This window comes from Pseudomonas sp. GW821-FHT12A04 (genome assembly GCF_058807755.1).
Genome location: NZ_JBXAQZ010000015.1, coordinates 161,702 through 183,734, shown reverse-complemented (window position 1 = coordinate 183,734; position 22,033 = coordinate 161,702). Strand labels below are relative to the sequence as shown.

The following is a 22,033-nucleotide window of genomic DNA, read 5'->3' as shown; positions in this document are numbered from 1 at the left end:
TTTTTTGCGCCGCGATTACTGCCCTGCCCGCGCCATGCAGCGCTGGTAGCGTTCATCGACTCGCTTGGCGAACCACGCGGTGGTGAGCTTGCGGGTGATTTTCGGGCTTTGCAGCACGATCCCGGGTAACACTTGACGGGGTAACGGCCGGCCCTCGGCCCGTTCGGCCAGTTCGAAAACCCGCCGATAGAGTTTGCTGTCTTCGAACGCCAGGGTGTTCCCCTCTTCCAGTTGTTCCCGGATCGTCGGATTGCGCATGTCCAGTTGCTTGCCGAGGGTACGCACGGCCAGTTCCGTGGTGCCGGGCATGATCGAACCGTGGCGCACCAGGTCGCCATCCATCGCCAACGAGATACCGGAAGCCCGGCTCACCGCGTTCTGGAACGCGGCGTTACGGCTGGCGTACCAACCCGCGTTGAAGTCCGCAAAGCGGTACAACGGCTGTGGGTAGCTCACCGGATACCCGAGCAGATGCGCAATGCCGAAATACATGCCGCCGCGTCGGGTGAACACTTCATGACGAATCGAGCCCTTCACCGGGTACGGATAGCCCTTGGCCTGCTGCTCGGCAAAATCAATGCTGACCTGCATCGGCCCGCCGGTATGCACCGGGTTGAAGCCGCCGAACAGGGTCTTGCCCATCGGCACCATGCCGATGAAGTCATCGAAAACAGCGCTCAGTTCCTTTTCACTGCGCGCGGCATTCAGGCGGCTGCTGTAGCTTTTGCCGTTGGGCGAGTCGAGCATTAACGCACCGCTCACCAACAGCCCGGGAATATGTGCCTTGGCGGCACGGCGGTCGATCTCGTCGCGGGCGATCTTGCCCAGGCCCGGTACGCTCGGATCGACCTGAAAGGTCGACTCCTGTTCAGTCACCGCCAGCACCGAGCACAGGTTTTGCGTGGTCGGCGAGATGTCTTGCGCGGTAAACGCCACCTGGATATCCGTGGCCCAACCCTGGCGATCGGCAGCCTTGGCCGGCAGCAAACGCACAATCTCGGCTTTCACTTCGGCCGGGCTGCGCGCCACCGGCTCCTGGGTCCGTTGGCTGCCGCAACCGGCCAATACCAGCAACACGGCGACGCTTGTGATCAATCTGATTTGCATGTCGTTCCATCTAATCCGTTGGTCCGGGCCAACCATACGACCAATGGCAGGTCTGCGGCTACGTCCGTGGCAGTCCGACGGTTGCCGCCCTCCCCGACTGGACCATACTTCATTCACACAGCGAGGAGGACAGGTTCATGCACCGCAGCGACGTGTTGATCATCGGTGCCGGCCCCACCGGGCTGGTCCTGGCGTTGTGGCTGAGCAAACTCGGCGTGCGCGTGCGGATCGTCGACAAAACCTCCGCCCCCGGCACCACGTCCCGGGCGCTGGCCGTCCAGGCACGGACGCTGGAGTTGTATCGCCAGCTCGGACTGGACGACGCCGTGGTGCAAAACGGACATCAAGTAACGGCCGGCAACTTCTGGGTAAAGGGTGAGCCCGTGGCGCGCCTGCCCCTGTCTCAGATCGGTGAAGGCCTGACGCCCTACTCGTTTCTCGAGATTTTCCCCCAGGACGAACACGAACGGCTGCTGATCGAGCGCCTGAACGCTTTCGGTATCACAGTGGAACGCAACACCGAACTGGCGGACTTCGAGCAAACCGCAGACGGCATCACGGCCACGCTGCGCTTGCCCGACGGTCAGCAGGAAATCTGCCAGGCCTGTTACCTGGCCGGATGCGATGGTGCCCGGTCGATTGTGCGCAAAACCCTGGAGACCGGGTTTCCCGGCGGGACTTACCAGCAGATTTTCTACGTCGCCGACGTACAGGGCAGCGGCCCGACATTCAACGGCGAACTGCATGTGGACCTCGACGAGGCAGACTTCCTCGCCGTGTTCCCGCTGGCCGGCAGTGGTCGCGCGCGCTTGATCGGCACGGTACGCGACGAACGCGCCGAACACGCCGAGACCCTGCGCTTCGAGGATGTCAGCAGCAGGGCCATCGAGCACATGAAGGTGAAGATCGAGCAACTGAACTGGTTTTCGACCTATCGCGTACATCATCGGGTCGCGGATCACTTCCGCAAAGACCGGGCGTTTCTACTGGGGGATGCCGCCCACGTGCACAGCCCGGCGGGCGGCCAGGGCATGAACACCGGGATTGGCGATGCCATCAACCTGGCCTGGAAACTGGCGGCCGTGTTGAGCGGCGGCGCAGAGGCCAGACTGCTCGACACCTATGAAACCGAGCGCATCGCGTTTGCCCGCAAACTGGTGGCCACCACCGACCGGGTATTTAACTTCGTCACTGCCGATGGGCGAATTGCCGACTTGCTGCGTACACGCCTGGCCCCGTTCTTGATACCGAAAATAACCTCGTTCGAAACCTCTCGCGAATTCATGTTTCGCACGGTGTCGCAGATCACCCTCAATTATCGTGGAATGCCGCTGAGCACGGGCGTTGCCGGGCACGTGCATGGCGGCGATCGCCTGCCCTGGGCCCATGACGGTGAGGGGGATAATTTTGAGTCGCTCAAGTGCCTGACCTGGCAGGTGCATGTCTATGGCGACACCAGCGACGAGATGATCGCCTGGTGCCACGAGCACCATTTGCCACTGCATGTGTTCGACTGGCGACCGGCGTTCGAAACCGCGGGCCTGGGGCGCAACGGCTTTTATCTGTTGCGGCCCGATACCTATGTGGCGATTGCCGAAACTTGCGCGGACCCGAAAGTGATCGAACGGTATTTCCGTGATCACGGGATCCGGCCGTTTTTTGGCGCTCCCTGAGAACACCACATCCCCCCTGTAGGAGCGAGCCTGCTCGCGATGGACCCAAGGGCGCCGCGTTTAGTCAGTAAACACGCGTCATCGTTAACGACCATCGCGAGCAAGCTCGCTCCTACAGGGGGATATGCGTTGGTGCCTAGATCCCCGCCAGCGCCAGGTCCATCGCAAAGTACGTAAAGATCAGGTCTGCCCCGGCACGTTTGATCGCCCCCAGGCTCTCACGCACCACACGGTCTTCATCGATGGCCCCGGCCTGGGCGGCAAACTTGATCATCGCGTACTCACCGCTCACCTGATAGGCCGACAGCGGCAGGCGTGAGGCTTCGCGGATGTCGCGGATGATGTCCAGGTATGCACCGGCCGGTTTGACCATCAGCGCATCGGCGCCTTCCTGTTCGTCGAGCAACGATTCGCGTATCGCTTCGCGGCGGTTCATCGGGTTCATCTGGTAGCTTTTACGGTCGCCCTTGAGCGCACTGCCGCCGGCCTCGCGGAACGGGCCATAGAGCGCCGAAGCAAATTTGGTCGAATAGGCCATGATCGCCGTCTGGGTAAATCCGGCGTCATCGAGCGCCCGGCGAATCGCCTGGACTTGCCCGTCCATGGCCGCCGAGGGTGCGATCACGTCGGCACCGGCCCGGGCCGCCGCGACGGCTTGCCTGCCGAGGTTGATCAGGGTCTGGTCGTTGTCGACTTCATGGTTGTGCAGCACGCCGCAATGGCCGTGGTCGGTGTATTCGCAAAAGCAGGTGTCTGACATTACGATCATTTCCGGCACCGCGTCCTTGGCGATGCGCGACATGCGCGAAACCAGGCCGTCCTCGCGCCAGGTGTCGCTGCCGCTGCTGTCCAGGTGGTGGGAGACGCCGAAGGTCATCACTGACTTGATCCCGGCATGGGCGTAGCGCTCGATCTCGCCGGCCAGCTTCGACTCGGGAATGCGCATCACGCCGGGCATGCTGTTGATCGGCACGAAGTCGTCGATTTCTTCTTCGACGAAAATCGGTAGTACCAGGTCGTTGAGGCTGAACTCGGTCTCCTGGAACAGGCTGCGCAGGCTCGCATTGCGGCGCAGACGGCGTGGGCGTGCTTCGGGAAACTGACTGGACATGGGTTTTCCTGAATTTCAGAGGACAAGATGTAGGAGCGAGCCTGCTCCGGGCGGCGTTCCGACGATGGTCGTAAACGATAACGCGCATTGTCTGAATGTTCGCGTTGCCCTTACGTTTTTCGCGAGCACGCTCGCTCCTACAGGCAAGAGGTTTAATTCGAGATTGGTTTCGGGATTTCCAGCCCGCGCACCACCGCCGGTCGCGCCAGGAAGCGTTCCAGCACCCGCGTGACGTTAGGGAAGTTCTGGATGCCCACCAGATCGCCGGCTTCATAGAAGCCGATCAGGTTGCGCACCCACGGGAAAATGGCAATGTCCGCGATGGTGTAGCGCTCGCCCATGATCCAGTCGCGCCCTTGCAGGCGATCGTCCAGCACCTTGAGCAGGCGCCTGCTTTCCTCGACGTAGCGGTCACGGGGACGCTTGTCTTCGTAGTCCTTGCCGGCGAATTTATTGAAAAACCCGAGCTGGCCGAACATCGGACCAATACCGCCCATCTGGAACATCAGCCACTGAATCGTTTCGTAGCGCGGTGCCGATTCCTGGGCCAGCAGTTGCCCGCTCTTGTCGGCCAGGTAGATCAGAATCGCGCCCGACTCGAACAGCGCCAGCGGCCGGTCGTCCGGACCGTGGGGGTCGAGGATCGCCGGAATCTTGTTGTTGGGATTCAGGGAAAGAAATTCCGGGGACATCTGGTCGTTGGTGTCGAAGCCTACCCGGTGAGGTTCATACGGCAGGCCGATCTCTTCGAGCATGATCGAGACCTTGACGCCGTTGGGGGTCGGCAAGGAGTACAGCTGAATCCACTCCGGATACTGGGCAGGCCATTTGCGGGTGATGGGGAATGCGGACAAATCGGTCATGGGCACGATCCACGAAGACATTGAGAGTGACGATCATAATGTAGATATCGGCTCAGCGATCCCTTGAAGCCATCGATCTCGCTGATAGGCGAGATCAAAAGAAATCACGACGGTTTCAACGCCATCCGGTGTAGCGTGTCCACAATTGTGCAACATCCTGTCGATAACCTTCGCTGCAAACCCGTGAAGGTTACCGGTACATTGCCGCCCACTCGGCCGGAATCGAACCAAACGGGCTCAGGGGACTCTGAGAACCACCTCTTTGATGACGGACCGGCTTCAATGACATGGAAAACACCCGACGCAGGACAATCGTGGTGTAGAGGTTTGTCAGCCTTAACCGAATTGCGCTGAAGACCCTTTACACATGAATCTGTTTAATTTTGCCAAACGCTTCAAACATCGCGCTTACCTTTTGTTGCCCGCCTTATTGGTGGTCAGCGCGGTGTGCCTGACGCTGGAGTCCGGCCTGAGTCGCGCCCAACCGATGGATGGCACCCAGACGCTGGTCTTCCTGCGCCACGGGGAAAAACCCGCCGGAGGCCTGGGCCAGCTCAATTGCCAGGGACTGAACCGCGCCATCGACCTGGCCACGCTGCTGCCGGAAAAGTTCGGCAAGGCCAACTACGTGTTTGCGGCGAACCCGACGCGTAACGTCGAGGAAGGCGAGCTCGACAATTCCTACAGTTACATCCGCCCACTGATGACCATCAGCCCCAGCGCCATCAAGCTTGGTCTGCCGGTGAACATCAATTTTTCCGCCAATGACACCAGTGACCTGGCCGATGAACTGCTCCACGACAAGTACCACAATGCGGTCATCTACACGGCCTGGTCCCACGGCTATCTGCCGGAGCTGATCAACAAGGTAGCCGGCGACGCCACCGGCAAGAAAATGACCATCACGGATGACTGGGAGTCCAGCGACTACGACTCGCTGTATGTACTCACCTTGACCTGGCACAACGGCAAGGCCAGCTTGCAGAGCCATGTGTACAAGCAAGGCCTGGATAATGGTGCCGAAACCTGTCCGACCTGAAACCTGTAATGCCTGATCCGGCCTCATCGCGAGCAAGCTCGCTCCCACATTGGATTTGCAGTGTGATCACGAAGGCATGAGCACTACTGAACCCTGTGGGAGCGAGCTTGCTCGCGATAGGGCCAGTTAAACCTACATCACTTTCGTTGATTCACTCGCTCACGCAGATACTCGAGAACCGCCCCCCGCTCCCCGACAAACTCGATCCGCGCGTCTTTCTTCTCCCGCTGAAACGCATACATCGGATCGTAATACTCGCACAGCAGGCCTTCGATCCAGCCCCGGTGCAGATCCACCGCGCCACTGCGGGCCTGCTCGGCCAGCGCATCCTCCATCAAAACCAGCATGCGCCGATGACGTTCGCCACCCAGGCGCTTCTGCACATTGTTCAGGCTTGCCAGCAAGCGTTCGGAAAACAGCGCAAAGCCCTCCTCGCCATGCACGTCGATGAATTCGGCGCACAGATCCACCACGTAATCGCGCAGGATCCGCTCGACCCGCCCTTCCAGGCTGTCTTCAAGCCACACCATCGGAAACTGCTGCATGCCCTGGTAAAGCGGCAACGGCAAGGCACAACTGCCCACCGCACGGCTTTCGTCTTCCAGTACGAACTGCTCGATGCCCCGGGCGCGTTTTTTCAGTACGTCTACGGCCAAGCGGTTTTCGAAGTCGATATTCGAGGGTTGGCCCGTGGCGCGCTTGCCGAAACTGGAGCCGCGATGGTTGGCATGACCTTCAAGGTCCACGGCATTGTCGAGTTGCGTGAGCACCTCGGTTTTGCCGGTGCCGGTCATCCCGCCCAGCAAGACGAAATTGCACTGGGTCACGGCTTGATCGAGGGTGTCCAGCAGGAAGGTGCGCATGGCCTTGTAGCCACCGCCCACCCGTGGATAGTCGATGCCGGCCTCGTCCTTGAGCCATTGCTGGACAATCTGCGAGCGCAGGCCGCCGCGAAAGCAATACAGCAGGCCATCCGGATGCGCCCGGGCAAAATCGGCCCAGGCCTGGATGCGTTCGGCCTTGACCGCGCCCGACACCAGTTGATGCCCCAGCACGATGGCCGCTTGCTGGCCGTGCTGCTTGTAGCAGGTACCGACCCGCTGGCGTTCATGGTCATTCATCAACGGCAGGTTGATCACGCCGGGAAACGCACCCTTGTTGAATTCGACCGGCGCGCGGGCGTCCATCATTGGCCGGTCGTTGAGGAAGATGTCGCGGTAATCAGTGCAGTCGACGAACATCAAAACACCTCGACTGCGTTGCTCTGTCGCTCGACCAGTTCACCGATCGGTTCCAGGCTCAGGCCCAGTTCGGCGGCCACCGAGAGGAATTGTTCGTTGCCTTGAGGCGTCACGGCAATCAGCAGGCCACCGCTGGTCTGCGGGTCGCAAAGCACACGTTTGTGCAGCTCCTGAAGGCGTCCGAGCTTGCTGGCGTAGCTGTCGAAATTGCGCAGAGTCCCGCCCGGTACGCAGCCTTGTTCCAGGTAATACTCCACCCCCGGCAGGCGCGGTACGCGGTCATACTCAATGCGCGCCGTGAGCTGGCTGCCGTCGGCCATTTCCACCAGGTGCCCGAGCAGGCCGAAACCGGTGACGTCAGTCATCGCGGTCACACCGTCGAGCTTGCCGAAACGGCTGCCGGGTTTGTTCAGGGTGCACATCCAGTCCCGGGCCAGGCCGATGTCGGCGTTGCGCAATTTGCCCTTTTTCTCGGCCGTGGTAAGGATGCCGATCCCCAAGGGCTTGGTGAGGTAGAGCAGGCAACCGGCCGTGGCGGTGTCGTTGCGCTTCATGTGGCGCTTTTCCACCAGACCGGTGACGGCCAGGCCAAAGATCGGTTCTGGCGCGTCGATGGAGTGCCCACCTGCCAACGGGATACCCGCCGCGTCACACACTGAACGACCGCCGCGTATCACTTCCCGGGCAACTTCCGGGGCCAGCACGTTCACCGGCCAGCCCAGAATCGCAATCGCCATCAACGGATCGCCGCCCATCGCATAGATGTCGCTGATGGCATTGGTGGCGGCAATTCGACCGAAATCGAAGGGATCGTCGACGATCGGCATGAAAAAGTCGGTGGTCGAGACCACGCCGCGTTCATCATCGATTGCATACACCGCCGCATCATCGCGCGAGGCATTGCCGACCCAAAGTTTCGGGTCGAGGTTCTGCGCCCCACTGCCGGCCAGGATCACTTCCAGCACCTGGGGAGAAATCTTGCAACCGCATCCAGCGCCGTGGCTGTACTGAGTCAGGCGAATCGGCTCGCTCATAGGGGTACCTCATTGGGTCAATGGGCCGATTCTAGCAGAGCGAGGCATGCGCAAGGCGTTGCGTGGCCATGGACCTTGTGGGAGCGAGCCTGCTCGCGAAAGCGGTGTGTCAGGCACATCCATGCTGGATGTGCCATCGCCTTCGCGAGCAGGCTCGCTCCCACATTGATTGCGGTTACGGCAGCAAAATCACTTTGTCACCACTGCCCTGATTCACCTCGGCATAACGCTCCAGGCCTTCGGCCAATGGCGACTCGAACAAGCCCTGGGGCAACGGCAACAGGTCTTGATCGAAGAACCGGCCGAACTGTTCGAGCATCGCCGCACACGCCTGCACCCCGTACAGCAACGAGTTGATCCCCACAACCGAGCCACCCTTGCGATACAACGCCAGGGCCGGCAACTGCACGTGACCGTCCACGGGTGCCGCAATGATCGCGATGCGGCCGAACGTGGCCAGGGCCGCTACCGAGGCCGGCAACCAGAAACCGGTGGTGTCGAAAATCACGTCGGCGCCGCCGGCATACACCGCGTTGACCTGTGCGCCCAAGTCTTCGGGTTTATCCAGTTGCAGGGTCTGGTAGCCCTGGTCCTGCAAATCCTTGACCTGCTCCGGACGCCTCGCGGCCGCCAACACCTGGGCACCGCGCACCTTGGCCAAGGCCAGCGCGGCACTGCCGACTGCCCCGCCACCGATGACCAGCAATCGGGTTTCGGCCGTCACCAGGCTGCGCTCCAGCGCATCCCACGCCGTGGTGTACGGCACGCCGAGGCTGGCGGCCTGGGCAAAGCTCAGATGCGTAGGTTTGAGCGCCACGCCGTTGGCCGGCAGCTTGACGAACTGCGCGTGGGAACCGTCGGCGAAAAAGCCCAGTTCCTTGCCCGTGCCCCAGACTTCCCGACCGATCATCGCCTGCGGGCCGGCCACGACAACACCGGCAAAGTCACGACCGGGAATCCGCGGCAAGGTGGTGTAGGGAAAACGGCCCAGCACGTTCTTCACATCGCTGGGGTTCAGGCCAGCGGCCTTGATCTCGACCAGCACTTCATCGGCGCCGGGAACGGGGGTAGGCACCTCAACGTAGCGCAGGGCCGAGAGATCACCGGTTTTATCGAATTGCAGAGCTTTCATGGGCGTATCCATCGAGTCGAAAAGGGTTCAGGAGATCCAGCCAGCCACCAGCCCTCGCCCCATCGGCCAGAGTTTTTCGCCGGCGAGCATGCCGAGCAGGCCCACCAGGGCGATGGCCGGGGGTGCGGGGGAACGAAAATCCAGGGCGCCGTAGAGCAGACCGACGCCCAGACCGATGGCCAATGACACGAGGTAGTTCATGGCAGACTCCGGGGCAATTGAGGTATGCGCCAAGTCTAGGGGGCGACGCCTTTGATCATCGGTCAAGTGCTTCTGAATTTCGGCCAAAGCCTGGCTTCGACGAAATCAGTCCTGGCGTTGCGCCGCAGGAAACTGCGAAGGGGCAACGCCCAGCTCACGACGAAACATGTCGCTGAAGCTGCTCGGCGAATATCCCAGCTCCCGGGCAATCGCGCTGACCGGTACGCCCTGGATCAGCTCGGCCACCGCCGTCGCCAATTGCACCTGACGCCGCCACTCGGCGAAGCCCATGCCCAAACCGTCCTTGAACAGCCGCGCCAGGGTGCGCACGCTGGCTCCGGCGTTATCCGCATGTTGTTCGAAAGGAATGTCCAGTGAAGGCGCGGCCATGACCGCCTGACACAGGTTCATCAGCCGTCGGTCGGAATCGTCCGGCAGCGGAATTTTCAGCAGCGAACGCCTGGCCCGCTTGAGTTCCAGCAGCGCCAGGCTCACCAGCGCGTCGTAATACTCGGGCGCCCCGTCGTTACCCTGCTCCACCAGCCCGACGATCAGCTCGCGCAGCAAACCGCCGACCTCGATCACCTGAACGCTGTCATCCAGGGTCGCCGCCAGGGACGGCCGCAGGTAGATATTGCGCATTTGCAGGTCCGATACCACACGGATGCCATGAGGCACGCCGGGCGGCAACCACACCGCCCGTTGCGGAGGCACCACCAGCGCCTCATGCGGCGTCTCGACCCACATCACCCCGCTCATCGCATACAGCAACTGGCCCCAGACGTGCTCATGGGGCTCGATGTACAACCCGCGCGGATAGGTGCGGGCCAGCGGTTGCACAGGCACATCGGTGTCACTCAGGTCAGGTGGTGCGGCGAGGGCCATGGTCTATGTTCATTGGGTACGGGAAGGCTTCATGGTAACGAGGCGCCGAACGTGTCGCCAGCAACCGCCGGTATCTGACAATCCGAGTGAATTTTTCTGATGGCGCGCGATCCTTTTATGTACAACAGGGAGGAACCGGGGCTTTATGAACAGTGCAAAATTATTCGTCATCGAGTACACCCTCCATGGTGCTCCGAAATCATTCATCATCCGCCTGGAAAAAATGGATAACGCAGAAGCCTGGCATTGGGCGAGTTGTGACGCGGGGGTGGGGCGAATCCCCCGATTCGGACGCGAGAAGGTGCAAAAGACCAGCAAGCCGATGGCTGAAAAATTCGGCGTGGAAAACGTCAAGTGGCGGCCGGCGAACTAATATCCGGTAACCATCAGGTTCGGGGGAAGGGATATGAGCGCAACACCCGTCAACAGCCCTGTGCAACTGGACTACGATCTGGACACGCCGAGCGGCCGCATCACCAGGAGCACCGAGTGCCGAATCGGACTGGAACAGGTCGAAAATGACCCATTCTGCTTCGCCATACGCGTCCCGGCGCCACTGCCGGAAGATCTGGCGCAAGCCAAGACCCTGGTGCTGCGGGTCGAAGGGCGGCGCTTGCAAGGCACCGTCCGCCACAGCGAACGCCTGGAAGATGACAGCCTCAGGCTGGAAGTGGAGCCGGACTAGGCTCCACTTTTGCGTATGCCGTGGTTTTCAGTGGGCACACTTGCAGCCTTGGGAGGCGCACTCCTCGCCGTGCTCGTGATGCTTGGCACAGGCTTCACAGCAATAGTGCTTGCCGTGACGCACGATCGGGTGCTCGCCGAGTTTGCAGGAACACTTCGGACAATCGCATATACGCTCAGTCATGGGTTTGACTCCTGTGGGTAGTGGTCGTCGGGGGGGAGATGAAAACAACCCGTGCTTTTCAGTGTAGGGGTCGACTGCAACACCGCAACAGCGCGTATCGCGCACTACTTGAGTCCTTGATGAATTATCCGTTTCGCGAGGACAGGGAATGACGCGTAAGAGGCGATGCCACACTGATTATCTTTGTTTCTGGACATCCTTATATACCCGGCCTCCCCCCACTCCGGCCCCCTGCTATTTTTCACCAGCCAATAATCCTCGCCATCTTCGGTGCCATAACCAACAATAAGCACGGCGTAATTCAAATCATTTTCATCGCAATCTTCATCATTCAATACCCCGCCGGAGTATTTTTTAAAGTTGTCGGAAGCGTCAATCGCCGCCGATACCGGCCCTTTGGCTACGGCCTGGCGCAGTGCCTCCTCGTCGCCACGAGGAATATTCGTATAGGTCACCGTATTGGCGGCGACAGCCTTGATCATGCCTGCATCACAGCGTCCCCCGCCGCCTGTGTAAGGGTAATATTCTTCTGACTGAATACCGTGTTGCTTGACGTAGTCATAGGTGTAATCCATCAGCCCGCCATCACATCCTTGATTACCTTGCTCACTGCTGCAATCAAGAATCTGCTGCTCGGAAAGCTCGACCAGTCTTTCGGTTTGCAAAAACAATGCGCCCTCCAGGGCACCCACCGCTGAAAAAGCATAACCGGAGCCACAAGTCCCCAATTGCTTGACTCTGGTAACAGCTCCCTGGGTACGCCAGTCCACTGAGCTTGGTATATCCAGAGCCTGTGCCGTCACGGTAACGGCACAGCCGCCAACCAGGATGAAACATGAGAGTTGCCAAAACCTCATACTTAGCCCCTGTTTCTATATGGTTTGCAGTTACCTCGCTATGTCATTGAAATGAAAGACCAATAAGCCAACGGCAACAACTGTCAAATATGACAGTTGTTCAATACTGTTTAGTTATAAAAAACACACCATTTCGCGTTGTTAACCATAACTGTCAAATACGGAACTGCCCGACCAGGCTACCCAGGCGCTGACCGAGGTCGGCCAGGCTGCGAGAGGTTTGCGCGCCGAGTTGGGTTTCGTCGGCGACGCTGTCCACCGCCACGGCAATCTGGTGCACGCTGCGATTGATCTCTTCGGCCACGGCGGTCTGTTCTTCGGCGGCACTGGCGATCTGTGCGTTCATCGAGTTGATGGTCGCGATCAGCTGAGCCATGGTGTCCAGCGAAGCCCCCGCCTCGTTGGCCTGGGCCGAGGTGCCGTCGCCGGCCTCGCTGGAGCGACGCATCGCCTCCACCGCCGACTGGGTGCCGGCCTGCAAACGGTCGATCATGCCCTGGATTTCCTGGGTGCTGATTTGCGTGCGGCTGGCCAGCGCCCGCACTTCATCGGCCACCACCGCAAAGCCGCGCCCGGCCTCGCCGGCGCGGGCGGCTTCGATGGCCGCGTTGAGCGCCAGCAGGTTGGTCTGCTCGGCAATCGAGCGGATCACCCCGAGCACGCTGACAATCGACGACACGTCTTTTTGCAGGCTGTCCAGGGACACGCCGCTGCTGCGGATGTCGTCCACCAGGGCATGGATCTTCTCGATGCTGCCGGCCACAACACGCTTGGCCGCCTGCCCTTCTTCGTCGGTCTGCTGGGCTGCTACCGCGGCGTTCTGCGCGCTCTTGGCCACTTCCTGGGCCGCCGCCGACATTTCGTTGATCGCTGTGGCCACCTGATCGGTTTCGTGACGCTGGCGTTCCATGGCCTGGTCCGAACGGTTGGCCTGGTCGGACACCTGGTTCACCAGTCCGGTCAGTTGCGAGGTCATTTCGGTGATCTGCCGTACCAGGCCGTGGATCTTGTCGACGAAACGGTTGAACGAGCCGGCCAGCTCACCGAGCTCGTCCTGACTGGTGATGGTCAGGCGGCGGGTCAGATCGCCCTCGCCCGCCGCGATGTCGTCGAGGTTGGCTTTCATCAGATGCAGCGGACGCAGAATGGTGTTGGCCAACAGCATCCCGGCAGCAGCGATCACCAACAGCACCACGACTGCTACGCCAACGATACTCAGCACCATGCCTTGCATGCGCTCCTGGACCTTGGCTTCGACCACGACCACTTGTGCTTCGATGCCGTCGAGGTTGACCGCGGTGCCGACTGCCATGTCCCACTTCGGCAGGTATTCGGTGTAGCCGAGCTTGGGCACCAGCACCTGGGTGTTGCCAGGCAATGGCGAGCTGTATTGCAGGTAGTGCGTACCGTCCTTGGCGACTTTCACCAGGTCGCGGTTGACGTAGACACCGTTCGGGTCGCGGTTGTCCTTGAAGCTCTGGCCCACGCCCTCGGGGCTGTTGGCCTTGAACAGGCGCACGGTGTTGGAGTCGTAGCCGAAGAAGTAGCCGTCCTTGCCGTAGGTGATGCTCGACAGCAGCTTGATCACTTGGGCCCGCGCCGCTTCATCGCCGGGGGCGGCGGCGTCGTAGAGCGGTTTGATCGTGGTCATGGCCACGGCCACGTAGCTTTGCAAGGTTGCCTTGGCATCGCTGAGCAGGCGTTCGCGGGTCTGCTCGACTTCCTTGCGCGCCTGATCCTGAAGAATGAACAGCGTGGTCAGGCTGATGACCAGCGCAAACAGCAACACCGGGAGGACGGCAAGGGACAGGACTTTGGCCTTGAGACTCATGCGCATGACGTTCACTCTTTTGATTTTTTGTTGGCGTGGTTAAAAGCTTTAACGGCACGCCAGGGCAAAAGTTGAACGCAGTCAGTCGGAGCAGTGGAGCCCCCTGTGGGAGCGAGCTTGCTCGCGATAGCGGACTGTCAGCCAAATAGATGTTGACTGTTTCACCGCCATCGCGAGCAAGCTCGCTCCCACATTTTGATCCAGGGTAATCAGAAGGGAATTGGTTACAGGACCATCGCCGCCACCCAGCCAAACGCCAGCAGCGGCAGGTTGTAGTGCAGGAAGGTCGGGACCACGGTGTCCCAGATGTGATGGTGCTGGCCGTCGATGTTCAGGCCGGAAGTCGGGCCCAGGGTCGAGTCGGAAGCCGGTGAACCGGCGTCGCCCAGGGCACCGGCCGTGCCGACGATGCACACGATCGCCAACGGGCTGAAGCCCAGTTGCACGCACAGCGGCACGAAGATCGCCGCCAGGATCGGCACGGTGGAGAACGACGAGCCGATGCCCATGGTCACCAGCAACCCCACCAGCAACATCAGCAAGGCGCCAATGCCTTTGCTGTGATCGATGTACGACGCCGACGACTCGACCAGCGTCTGCACCTCACCGGTGGCCTTCATCACTTCGGCAAACCCGGAGGCGGCGATCATGATGAAGCCGATCATCGCCATCATTTTCATGCCTTCGGTGAACAGGTCGTCGGTGTCACGCCATTTGACAATGCCCGACACCGAGAAGATCAGGAAGCCGACCAGCGCACCGATGATCATCGAATCGAGCAACAACTGAATGATGAACGCCGCCGCGATGGCCACGCCGGCCACCATCAGGCTCAGCGGGTTGTATTGCACCGCCACTTGCTCGACCTGTTCGATCTTCGCCAGGTCGTAGACACGCTTCTTGCGGTAGCTGACAAACGCGATCAGCAGGCCCGCCACCATGCCCAGGGCCGGAATGCCCATGGCGTGGGTCACGTTGATGCCGCTGATGTCCACGCCGCTGCGGGCGACGTTGGCCAGCAGGATCTCATTGAGGAAGATGTTGCCGAAGCCCACCGGCAGGAACATGTAGGGCGTGATCAGGCCGAAGGTCATGACGCAGGCGATCAGTCGACGGTCCAGTTGCAGCTTGGTCAGCACATAAAGAAGCGGCGGCACCAGCAACGGAATAAACGCGATATGTATCGGCAAGATATTCTGCGAGGCGATGGCCACGACCCAGAGCAGGCCAATCAGCAGCCACTTGACCTGGCCACCGCCGCTGGCGTGCTGCCGATCGACCATGGCCAGGGCCTTGTCGGCCAGCGCATGGGCCATGCCGGACTTGGCAATGGCCACGGCGAAAGCGCCGAGCAAGGCGTAGGACAACGCCACCGTCGCCCCGCCACCGAGGCCGCTGTTGAAAGCCTTGAGCGTCGCCTCGATTCCCAGGCCACCGGTCAAGCCACCGACCAGCGCACCGACGATCAGGGCGATCACCACATGCACGCGGGACAGGCTGAGGATCAGCATGATGCCGACCGCGGCAATTACTGCATTCATTTCATTACCTCGATACAAACGAAAAGACTCCGTCCGGCAGTCTGCGAAGAGCCACCAGCGGATTAAGGAATGGGTTTTATTAGAGGGCGCGCACTGTGCCGCAGCGTCACCTCCTTGTCAAAGCACCTCGGCGCTGTCGATATGTAACGACATGTCATGACCTGTAGGAGCGAGCGAGCTCGCGATGCACCTGAGAGCACCGGGGGGATGAGGTTTCCATCGTCATCGTTGACGACCATCGCGAGCATGCTCACTCCTACATAGGGAAGTGTTTGATCGCCGATAGACGGGATAAAGAAACCAAAATCCCGGCCGTTACAGTGCAAAGTCTCAGATATTTATCGAATAAGGACGTCTCCATGTCGCTCAGACAACTTTCCATTCAATGGAAAATCACCCTGCTGGCCGGGCTGTGCCTGGCGGGCATCGTGACCCTCCTGGTGGGTCTTTCGCTGTACCGCATGGAGCACAGCTCCGAGTTGGTGAAAGCCTCGAGCATGGAGATGCTGACAGAGGCGGCCCAGGCCCGGATCGAGTCCCAGGGCGAAAACCAGGCGCTGGGGATACGCCAGCAGTTCATGGACGCCTATCAGTACGGCCACGGCTTCTCCCGGCAGGTGCTGTTCCTGCGTGACCAGGCCGAGAAGCGCTTTCTCGATGCCTTCGACCTGCGCGAAGACCTGACCCGCCAAGTCAAGTCGGCCCTGCAAGCCAACCCGGACCTGCTCGGCCTGTCCCTGGTGTTCGAACCCAATGGGCTGGACGGCAAGGACGAACTGTTCGCCGGGCAAGCCGAGCTTGGCAGCAACGACAAGGGTCGTTTCGCCCTCTACTGGTCGCAGCCGACGCCGGGCAAGGTAACGTCCATGGCGCTGCCGGAAAAGGACATGGCCGACACCAGCACCGGCCCCAGCGGCGAAGCGGCCAACACCTGGTTCACCTGCCCGCGCACCACGCTCAAGCCGTGCGTGATCGAACCTTACTTCTATGAGATCGACGGTCAGAACGTGCTGATGACCAGTATCGTTTTCCCGCTGATGGTCAACGGCAAGGTGATCGCCTCGCTATCCGTGGACATCAACCTCAACAGCCTGCAAGCGGTCAGCCTGGGCGCGAGCAAGAAGCTCTATGACGGCCAGACCAGCGTCAGCATCATCAGCCCGGCCGGCCTGCTCGCCGGCTACAGCCCGGACGCCGGCAAACTCAGCCAGCGCCTGGACGCCGTGGACAAGGCCAATGGCGCCGAACTGCTGCGCATGCTCGCCGCCAGCAGCAAAACCGCCAGCCTGCACAGCCATCAGCAACTGAAAGTGCTGGCACCCTTCCAGCCGATTCCCGACGGTAAATCCTGGGGCGTGCTGCTCGACGTGCCGGAGAAAGTCCTGGTCGGCCCCGCCGAAGCCCTGAAAAAGCAACTCGATGACAGCAACACCGCCGGTACCCTGGTCGAGCTCGGCCTGGGGGTGCTCGCCGCGCTGCTCGGTCTGCTGCTGGTGTGGCTGATGGCCCGCAGCGTCACCCGACCGATCCTCGGCGTGGCGCACATGCTCGAAGACATCGCCAGCGGCGAAGGTGACCTGACCCGCCGCCTGGCCTACGACAAGCAGGATGAACTGGGCCAGTTGGCCGGATGGTTCAACCGTTTCCTCGACAAGCTGCAACCGATCATTGCCGAAGTGAAGCGCTCGGTGCAGGACGCCCGCAGCACCGCGGATCAGTCGTCCGCCATCGCCGCACAGACCAGCGCCGGCATGGAGCAGCAGTACCGCCAGGTGGACCAGGTGGCGACCGCCTCCCACGAAATGAGCGCCACCGCCCAGGACGTCGCCCGCAGCGCCGCGCAGGCGGCCCACGCCGCCCGCGATGCCGATCAGGCGACCCGTCAGGGCCTGACCGTGATCGACCGCACCACCGCCAGCATCGACAACCTCGCCGCCGACATGAGCGCGGCCATGGTTCAGGTCGAAGGCCTGGCCGCCAACAGCGAGAAGATCGGCACCGTACTGGAAGTGATCCGTGCGATTGCCGAGCAGACCAACTTGCTGGCCCTCAACGCCGCGATCGAAGCGGCCCGTGCCGGTGAGGCCGGGCGCGGGTTTGCCGTGGTGGCCGATGAAGTGCGCAACCTGGCCCGGCGTACCCAGGAGTCCGTGGAAGAAACCCGTCTGGTGATCGAACAACTGCAAAACGGCACCCAGGAGGTGGTGGGTTCGATGAACAACAGCCATCGTCAGGCCCAGGGCAGTGTCGAGCAGGTTGGCCAGGCCGTGACGGCGCTGCGCCAGATCGGTGACGCGGTGACCGTGATCAACGACATGAATATGCAGATCGCCAGTGCCGCCGAAGAGCAAAGCGCGGTGGCCGAGGAGATCAACAACAACGTGGCGACCATCCGCGACGTGACCGAGTCGCTGTCGGGCCAGGCCAATGAATCGGCGCGGGTCAGCCAGTCGCTCAATAGCCTGGCGAACCAGCAGCAGAACCTGATGGATCAGTTCCGCGTCTGAACCCTGCTGGCCGAACAAAATACCTGAGGGAGCGAGCTTGCTCGCGATGACGGATTATCAGACACATTGATATTGAATGTGCCACCGCCATCGCGAGCAAGCTCGCTCCCACATTTATTCTTCCGTGCTGCTCAATCAAATGATGGCAAGTGGATATCTGCCGCATGCCGATTATGCTTCATGGAACCTTGCAGCGCCTTCGGGCGTCAATCTGAATGCAAGCCACGTAATCCAATGACTTCAGCCCCAGGGCCTGGGTACGGTAAGTGTTGGTGGGAACTCCGGCCTACAACAAAAGCAAGACGGAGAATACTCATGGCAGCAATCGACAATGCAACCACGGGCAGCGCGCCCCATCACGGGCTCACCAAGGAGGAACGCAAGGTCATTTTTGCCTCGTCCCTGGGCACCGTGTTCGAATGGTATGACTTCTACCTGTACGGCTCCCTCGCGGCGATCATCGCCAAGCACTTCTTCGCCGGTGTCAACGAAACGACGTCCTTCATCTTCGCCCTGCTCGCCTTTGCCGCCGGCTTCGCCGTGCGGCCCTTCGGCGCCATCGTGTTCGGCCGGTTGGGCGACATGATCGGGCGCAAGCACACGTTCCTCATCACCATCGTGATCATGGGTATTTCCACGGCCGTGGTGGGTTTGCTGCCCGGCTACGCGACCATCGGCGTGGCCGCCCCGATCATCCTGATCAGCCTGCGCCTGCTGCAAGGCCTGGCGCTGGGCGGTGAGTACGGCGGCGCCGCGACCTACGTGGCCGAACATGCCCCCAAGGGCAAGCGCGGCTACTTCACCTCGTGGATCCAGACCACAGCAACCCTCGGCCTGTTTCTGTCACTGCTGGTGATCCTCGCCTGCCGTACCGCGCTGGGCACTGAAGCCTTCGAAGCCTGGGGCTGGCGGATTCCGTTCCTGCTGTCGATCCTGCTGCTGATTATCTCGGTGTACATCCGCTTGCAGCTCAACGAGTCGCCGGTGTTTGTGAAAATGAAGGCCGAAGGCAAGTCTTCCAAGGCGCCGCTGACTGAATCTTTCGCACGCTGGGAGAACCTGAAGATCGTGATCATGGCCCTGCTCGGCGGCACCGCCGGCCAGGCAGTGGTCTGGTACACCGGGCAATTCTATGCGCTGTTCTTCCTGTTGCAGACGCTGAAGATCGAACCGCAAACCGCGAACCTGCTGATTGCCGGCTCCCTGTTGATCGGCACGCCGTTCTTCGTCATTTTCGGCAGCCTGTCCGACCGTATCGGGCGCAAGGGCATCATCATGGCGGGCTGTATCATCGCGGCACTGACTTACTTCCCGATCTTCCACGCGCTGACCCAATACGGTAACCCCGACGTGTTCATCGCGCAGGAGAAGAATCCGGTCACGGTCGTCGCCAATCCCGCCCAGTGTTCGTTCCAGTTCGACCCGGTGGGCAAGGCCAAATTCACCAGTTCCTGTGACTTGGCCAAGACCGTGCTGGCCAAAAGGGCCATCCCCTACAAGAACGCGGACGCCGAGCCGGGCGCCGTTGCGCAGGTGCGCATTGGCGATAAAGTGATCGAGAGCTTCGAGGGCACCGGCATGCCGGCCGCCGACTTCAAGGCCAAGAACGACGCCTTTGCCGCCACCCTCGCCACCGCCCTCAAGGACGCCGGCTACCCCGAAAAGGCCGACCCGGCCAAGACCAACTACCCGATGGTGTTGCTACTGCTGACGATCCTGGTGATCTACGTGACCATGGTCTACGGGCCGATTGCCGCCTGGCTGGTGGAACTGTTCCCGGCGCGCATCCGCTACACCTCGATGTCGCTTCCCTACCACATCGGCAATGGCTGGTTCGGTGGCTTCCTGCCGACGGTGGCGTTCGCCATGGTGGCGGCCACGGGGGATATCTACTACGGGCTGTGGTATCCGATTGTCATCGCGGTGATGACGGCGGTGCTGGGTATTTTCTTCATGCCGGAAACCAAGGATCGGGAGATTCATCACACATAAACCTGACACCTCACCCTGTGGAACCGGGTGTACTCATAATCGGCGGCCATGAAAAACCACTGTGGGAGCGAGCTTGCTCGCGATAGCGTCAGCACATTCAACATCAATGTGTCAGACAGATTGCCATCGCGAGCAAGCTCGCTCCCACAGGGTTCCTGGTGTGACTTCAAGTATGTTTAGGCAACTCGATGACGACCTTCAGCCCGCCCCATTCGCTTTCCAGCAACGACAGTTTGCCGCCCCAGCTATCGACAATGTCGCGCACGATGCCCAGCCCCAAACCATGCCCATGGGTTTGCTCATCCAGCCGCGTTCCTCGGCCGAACACCTGATCGCGACGCTCTTCGGGAATGCCCGGGCCGTCATCTTCCACGTTGAGTTCAAAGCCCTCTGCAGTCTCGGCCACACTCAGGCGAACCTCGGCATCCGCCCACTTGCAGGCGTTATCCAGCAGATTGCCCAACAGTTCCAGCAGGTCTTCGCGATCCCAGGGCAATTGCAGGCCGGTGGGTGCGCGGTAGCTCAGCGCCAGGTGTTCGCCATGGATCATGTTCAGGGTGGCCAGCAACCCGGGGAGTTCCGCATCGCAATCAAACAGTGCCCCCGGCAACGCATCGCCGGACAACCGCGCACGATTGAGTTCCCGATTGAGCCGTTGCTGGACTTGCTCCAGTTGCTCCTTGAGGACCTTGCGCAATTGCGGGTGCGCGTCGAGTTGCTCGCTTGAAGCTAGGCTCAACAGCACCGCCAGCGGAGTTTTCAAGGCGTGGCCGAGGTTGCCCAGGGCATTGCGTGAGCGCTTGAGGCTGTCCTCGGTGTGGGCCAGCAAATGGTTGATCTGCGCCACCAGTGGTTCCAGTTCCACCGGCACCTGATCATCGAGTTGCGAACGCTGGCCCTGCTGAAGCTGCGCAATCTGCTCGCGGGCCTGCTCCAGCGGACGCAAGGCCCGGCGCACGGTAATCCGTTGCAGCAGCAGAATCAGCAGCAGCGCCGTCAAACCGAGACCAAACCCGAGCTGTTGCATGCGCCGGAAGCTTTCGCGAATTGGCGTGTAATCCTCGGCGACGCTGATGGAGATCGGCAACCCCGAACGTCGATAGTCCGTACGCAGCACCAGTAACTGTTGCCCTTCCGGACCCAGTTGCAAGTTGCCATGCAGGCCGGGGTGATCGAGCACCGGCAGTTCCTGATCCCATAATGAACGGGAACGCCAATGGCCGTCGGCGAAATCGATGCGGAAATAATGCCCGGAGAACGGCCGTTGATAAGCCGGTGACAGGCGTCGCTCATCCAGTTGCAAGCCTTGCGGCCCGCGCACCAGTGCCGCCAGCAGGTTCTCGCTGTCATTGCGCAACCCGGCTTCGAGGTAGCGCTGCAACCCCATTTCGAACAGCCACAGGCTGGTTTGCGCCAGCACCAGGCCAACGACCACCATCACGCTGATCAGGCCCAGGCTCAAGCGGCGCTGGATCGATCTCACCGGGCTTGCCCGCCGAACAGATAACCCTGGCCGCGACGGGTTTCAATCACACTTTTGCCGAGCTTGCGGCGCAAGTGGTTGACGTGGACTTCCAGCACATTGGAATCGCGTTCGGTTTCACCGTCGTAGAGGTGTTCGGCGAGGTGACTTTTGGAGAGGATCTGCTCGGGGTGCAGCATGAAATAACGCAACAGGCGAAACTCCGCGGCGGTCAGTTGAATGTCCGCACCGTCGCGCACAACGCACTGGCGACCTTCGTCCAGATGCAACCCGGCAGCCTTGAGCGTTGGCTGGTTGACCTGGCCATGGGAGCGGCGCAATAACGCCTGGATGCGCAAAAACAACTCTTCGGGATGGAATGGCTTGGTCAGGTAGTCGTCGGCGCCGGCCTTGAGACCTTCGATGCGTTCGGCCCAGGAGTCTCGGGCCGTCAGGATCAGCACCGGCGTGGCCAGCCCCGCCGCGCGCCATTGCGCCAGCACCTCAAGCCCCGGCACGCCGGGCAAACCGAGGTCGAGGATGATCAGGTCGTAAGGCTCGGTGCTGCCCTGATGTACCGCATCGCGACCATCGGCCAGCCAGTCCACCGCATACCCCTGGCGATTGAGGCCGGCCAGCAGTTCGTCGGCCAGGGGCACATGGTCTTCCACCAGGAGCAAACGCATGGA

At 61.1% G+C, this 22,033-nt stretch carries 20 protein-coding genes and 1 pseudogene; 7 read left to right on the top strand and 14 right to left on the bottom strand.

Annotation, left to right across the window (positions count from 1 at the left end; translation table 11 throughout):
- Positions 1 to 15 precede the first annotated feature (15 nt).
- A complete protein-coding gene (locus AC1RS8_RS23190) occupies positions 16 to 1,107 on the bottom strand; it encodes a DUF1615 domain-containing protein (protein WP_489338934.1) in 1,092 nt (363 codons plus the stop codon).
- 137 nt (positions 1,108 to 1,244) lie between these two features.
- Here AC1RS8_RS23190 and AC1RS8_RS23185 point away from each other — a divergent pair, with 137 nt between their 5' ends.
- A complete protein-coding gene (locus tag AC1RS8_RS23185; protein WP_489338935.1) occupies positions 1,245 to 2,780 on the top strand; it encodes an FAD-dependent oxidoreductase in 1,536 nt (511 codons plus the stop codon).
- A 136-nt stretch (positions 2,781 to 2,916) separates the two neighbouring features.
- Here AC1RS8_RS23185 and hemB read toward each other — a convergent pair whose 3' ends face one another.
- On the bottom strand, positions 2,917 to 3,891 hold the full coding sequence (hemB, locus tag AC1RS8_RS23180) for a porphobilinogen synthase (RefSeq protein ID WP_493163679.1): 975 nt from the start codon (positions 3,889 to 3,891) through the stop codon (positions 2,917 to 2,919).
- Positions 3,892 to 4,043: 152 nt separating this feature from the next.
- Positions 4,044 to 4,754 (bottom strand): glutathione S-transferase family protein, encoded by a 711-nt coding sequence (locus tag AC1RS8_RS23175; RefSeq protein ID WP_223531756.1) that lies wholly within the window; start codon positions 4,752 to 4,754, stop codon positions 4,044 to 4,046.
- A gap of 367 nt (positions 4,755 to 5,121) precedes the next feature.
- Here AC1RS8_RS23175 and AC1RS8_RS23170 point away from each other — a divergent pair, with 367 nt between their 5' ends.
- Positions 5,122 to 5,793, top strand: a complete 672-nt coding sequence (locus tag AC1RS8_RS23170) for a hypothetical protein (protein WP_057714013.1) — start codon at positions 5,122 to 5,124, stop codon at positions 5,791 to 5,793.
- Between the two features lie 137 nt (positions 5,794 to 5,930).
- Here the strand turns inward: AC1RS8_RS23170 and mnmH are convergent, their stop codons facing one another.
- From mnmH to AC1RS8_RS23145, 5 genes are all read right to left on the bottom strand, one after another.
- Positions 5,931 to 7,034 (bottom strand): tRNA 2-selenouridine(34) synthase MnmH, encoded by a 1,104-nt coding sequence (gene mnmH, locus AC1RS8_RS23165; RefSeq protein WP_057714012.1) that lies wholly within the window; start codon positions 7,032 to 7,034, stop codon positions 5,931 to 5,933.
- On the bottom strand, positions 7,034 to 8,068 hold the full coding sequence (gene selD / locus AC1RS8_RS23160) for a selenide, water dikinase SelD (protein ID WP_057714011.1): 1,035 nt from the start codon (positions 8,066 to 8,068) through the stop codon (positions 7,034 to 7,036). Before selD ends, mnmH begins: the two co-directional genes overlap by 1 nt.
- Positions 8,069 to 8,243: 175 nt before the next feature.
- Complete coding sequence (locus tag AC1RS8_RS23155) at positions 8,244 to 9,200, bottom strand: quinone oxidoreductase family protein (RefSeq protein WP_218498113.1); 957 nt, start codon at positions 9,198 to 9,200, stop codon at positions 8,244 to 8,246.
- A gap of 27 nt (positions 9,201 to 9,227) precedes the next feature.
- Positions 9,228 to 9,401 carry a DUF1427 family protein gene (locus AC1RS8_RS23150; protein ID WP_079246732.1) on the bottom strand — a complete coding sequence of 58 codons (174 nt, stop codon included), beginning with the start codon at positions 9,399 to 9,401 and terminating at the stop codon, positions 9,228 to 9,230.
- Between the two features lie 105 nt (positions 9,402 to 9,506).
- Positions 9,507 to 10,286, bottom strand: coding sequence for an AraC family transcriptional regulator (locus tag AC1RS8_RS23145; RefSeq protein ID WP_489338936.1), 780 nt, complete (start codon positions 10,284 to 10,286; stop codon positions 9,507 to 9,509).
- 145 nt (positions 10,287 to 10,431) lie between these two features.
- Here AC1RS8_RS23145 and AC1RS8_RS23140 point away from each other — a divergent pair, with 145 nt between their 5' ends.
- Both AC1RS8_RS23140 and AC1RS8_RS23135 read left to right on the top strand, forming a co-directional pair.
- Complete coding sequence (locus tag AC1RS8_RS23140; protein ID WP_057714008.1) at positions 10,432 to 10,659, top strand: DUF6555 family protein; 228 nt, start codon at positions 10,432 to 10,434, stop codon at positions 10,657 to 10,659.
- A gap of 33 nt (positions 10,660 to 10,692) precedes the next feature.
- Positions 10,693 to 10,971, top strand: coding sequence for a hypothetical protein (locus AC1RS8_RS23135; protein WP_489338937.1), 279 nt, complete (start codon positions 10,693 to 10,695; stop codon positions 10,969 to 10,971).
- A gap of 27 nt (positions 10,972 to 10,998) precedes the next feature.
- On the opposite strand, the gene AC1RS8_RS23130 is transcribed toward AC1RS8_RS23135, so the two are convergent.
- The 4 genes from AC1RS8_RS23130 to AC1RS8_RS23115 form a co-directional block, all read right to left on the bottom strand.
- Positions 10,999 to 11,154, bottom strand: a complete 156-nt coding sequence (locus tag AC1RS8_RS23130; protein ID WP_079246731.1) for a metallothionein — start codon at positions 11,152 to 11,154, stop codon at positions 10,999 to 11,001.
- 104 nt (positions 11,155 to 11,258) lie between these two features.
- Positions 11,259 to 12,011: a C1 family peptidase gene (locus tag AC1RS8_RS23125; RefSeq protein WP_090456813.1), complete on the bottom strand. Its 753-nt coding sequence runs from the start codon at positions 12,009 to 12,011 to the stop codon at positions 11,259 to 11,261.
- Between the two features lie 154 nt (positions 12,012 to 12,165).
- On the bottom strand, positions 12,166 to 13,842 hold the full coding sequence (gene ctpM, locus AC1RS8_RS23120) for a methyl-accepting chemotaxis protein CtpM (RefSeq protein WP_493163699.1): 1,677 nt from the start codon (positions 13,840 to 13,842) through the stop codon (positions 12,166 to 12,168).
- 224 nt (positions 13,843 to 14,066) lie between these two features.
- Entirely contained in the window at positions 14,067 to 15,383 is a 1,317-nt protein-coding gene (locus tag AC1RS8_RS23115) for a Na+/H+ antiporter family protein (protein ID WP_056722503.1), read from the bottom strand.
- A gap of 359 nt (positions 15,384 to 15,742) precedes the next feature.
- Between AC1RS8_RS23115 and AC1RS8_RS23110 the strand changes: the two are divergent.
- From AC1RS8_RS23110 to AC1RS8_RS23100, 3 genes and pseudogenes are all read left to right on the top strand, one after another.
- Positions 15,743 to 17,032: pseudogene (locus AC1RS8_RS23110) on the top strand (methyl-accepting chemotaxis protein); the annotation flags it as partial.
- A 102-nt stretch (positions 17,033 to 17,134) separates the two neighbouring features.
- On the top strand, positions 17,135 to 17,890 hold the full coding sequence (locus AC1RS8_RS23105; protein ID WP_371318489.1) for a methyl-accepting chemotaxis protein: 756 nt from the start codon (positions 17,135 to 17,137) through the stop codon (positions 17,888 to 17,890).
- A 315-nt stretch (positions 17,891 to 18,205) separates the two neighbouring features.
- Complete coding sequence (locus AC1RS8_RS23100; protein WP_407515724.1) at positions 18,206 to 19,882, top strand: MFS transporter; 1,677 nt, start codon at positions 18,206 to 18,208, stop codon at positions 19,880 to 19,882.
- 166 nt (positions 19,883 to 20,048) lie between these two features.
- On the opposite strand, the gene AC1RS8_RS23095 is transcribed toward AC1RS8_RS23100, so the two are convergent.
- Both AC1RS8_RS23095 and AC1RS8_RS23090 read right to left on the bottom strand, forming a co-directional pair.
- Positions 20,049 to 21,365: a sensor histidine kinase gene (locus AC1RS8_RS23095; protein WP_489338938.1), complete on the bottom strand. Its 1,317-nt coding sequence runs from the start codon at positions 21,363 to 21,365 to the stop codon at positions 20,049 to 20,051.
- Entirely contained in the window at positions 21,362 to 22,030 is a 669-nt protein-coding gene (locus AC1RS8_RS23090; RefSeq protein ID WP_057714001.1) for a response regulator transcription factor, read from the bottom strand. The genes AC1RS8_RS23095 and AC1RS8_RS23090 overlap by 4 nt, the downstream gene beginning before the upstream one ends.
- Between the last annotated feature and the right edge of the window lie 3 nt (positions 22,031 to 22,033).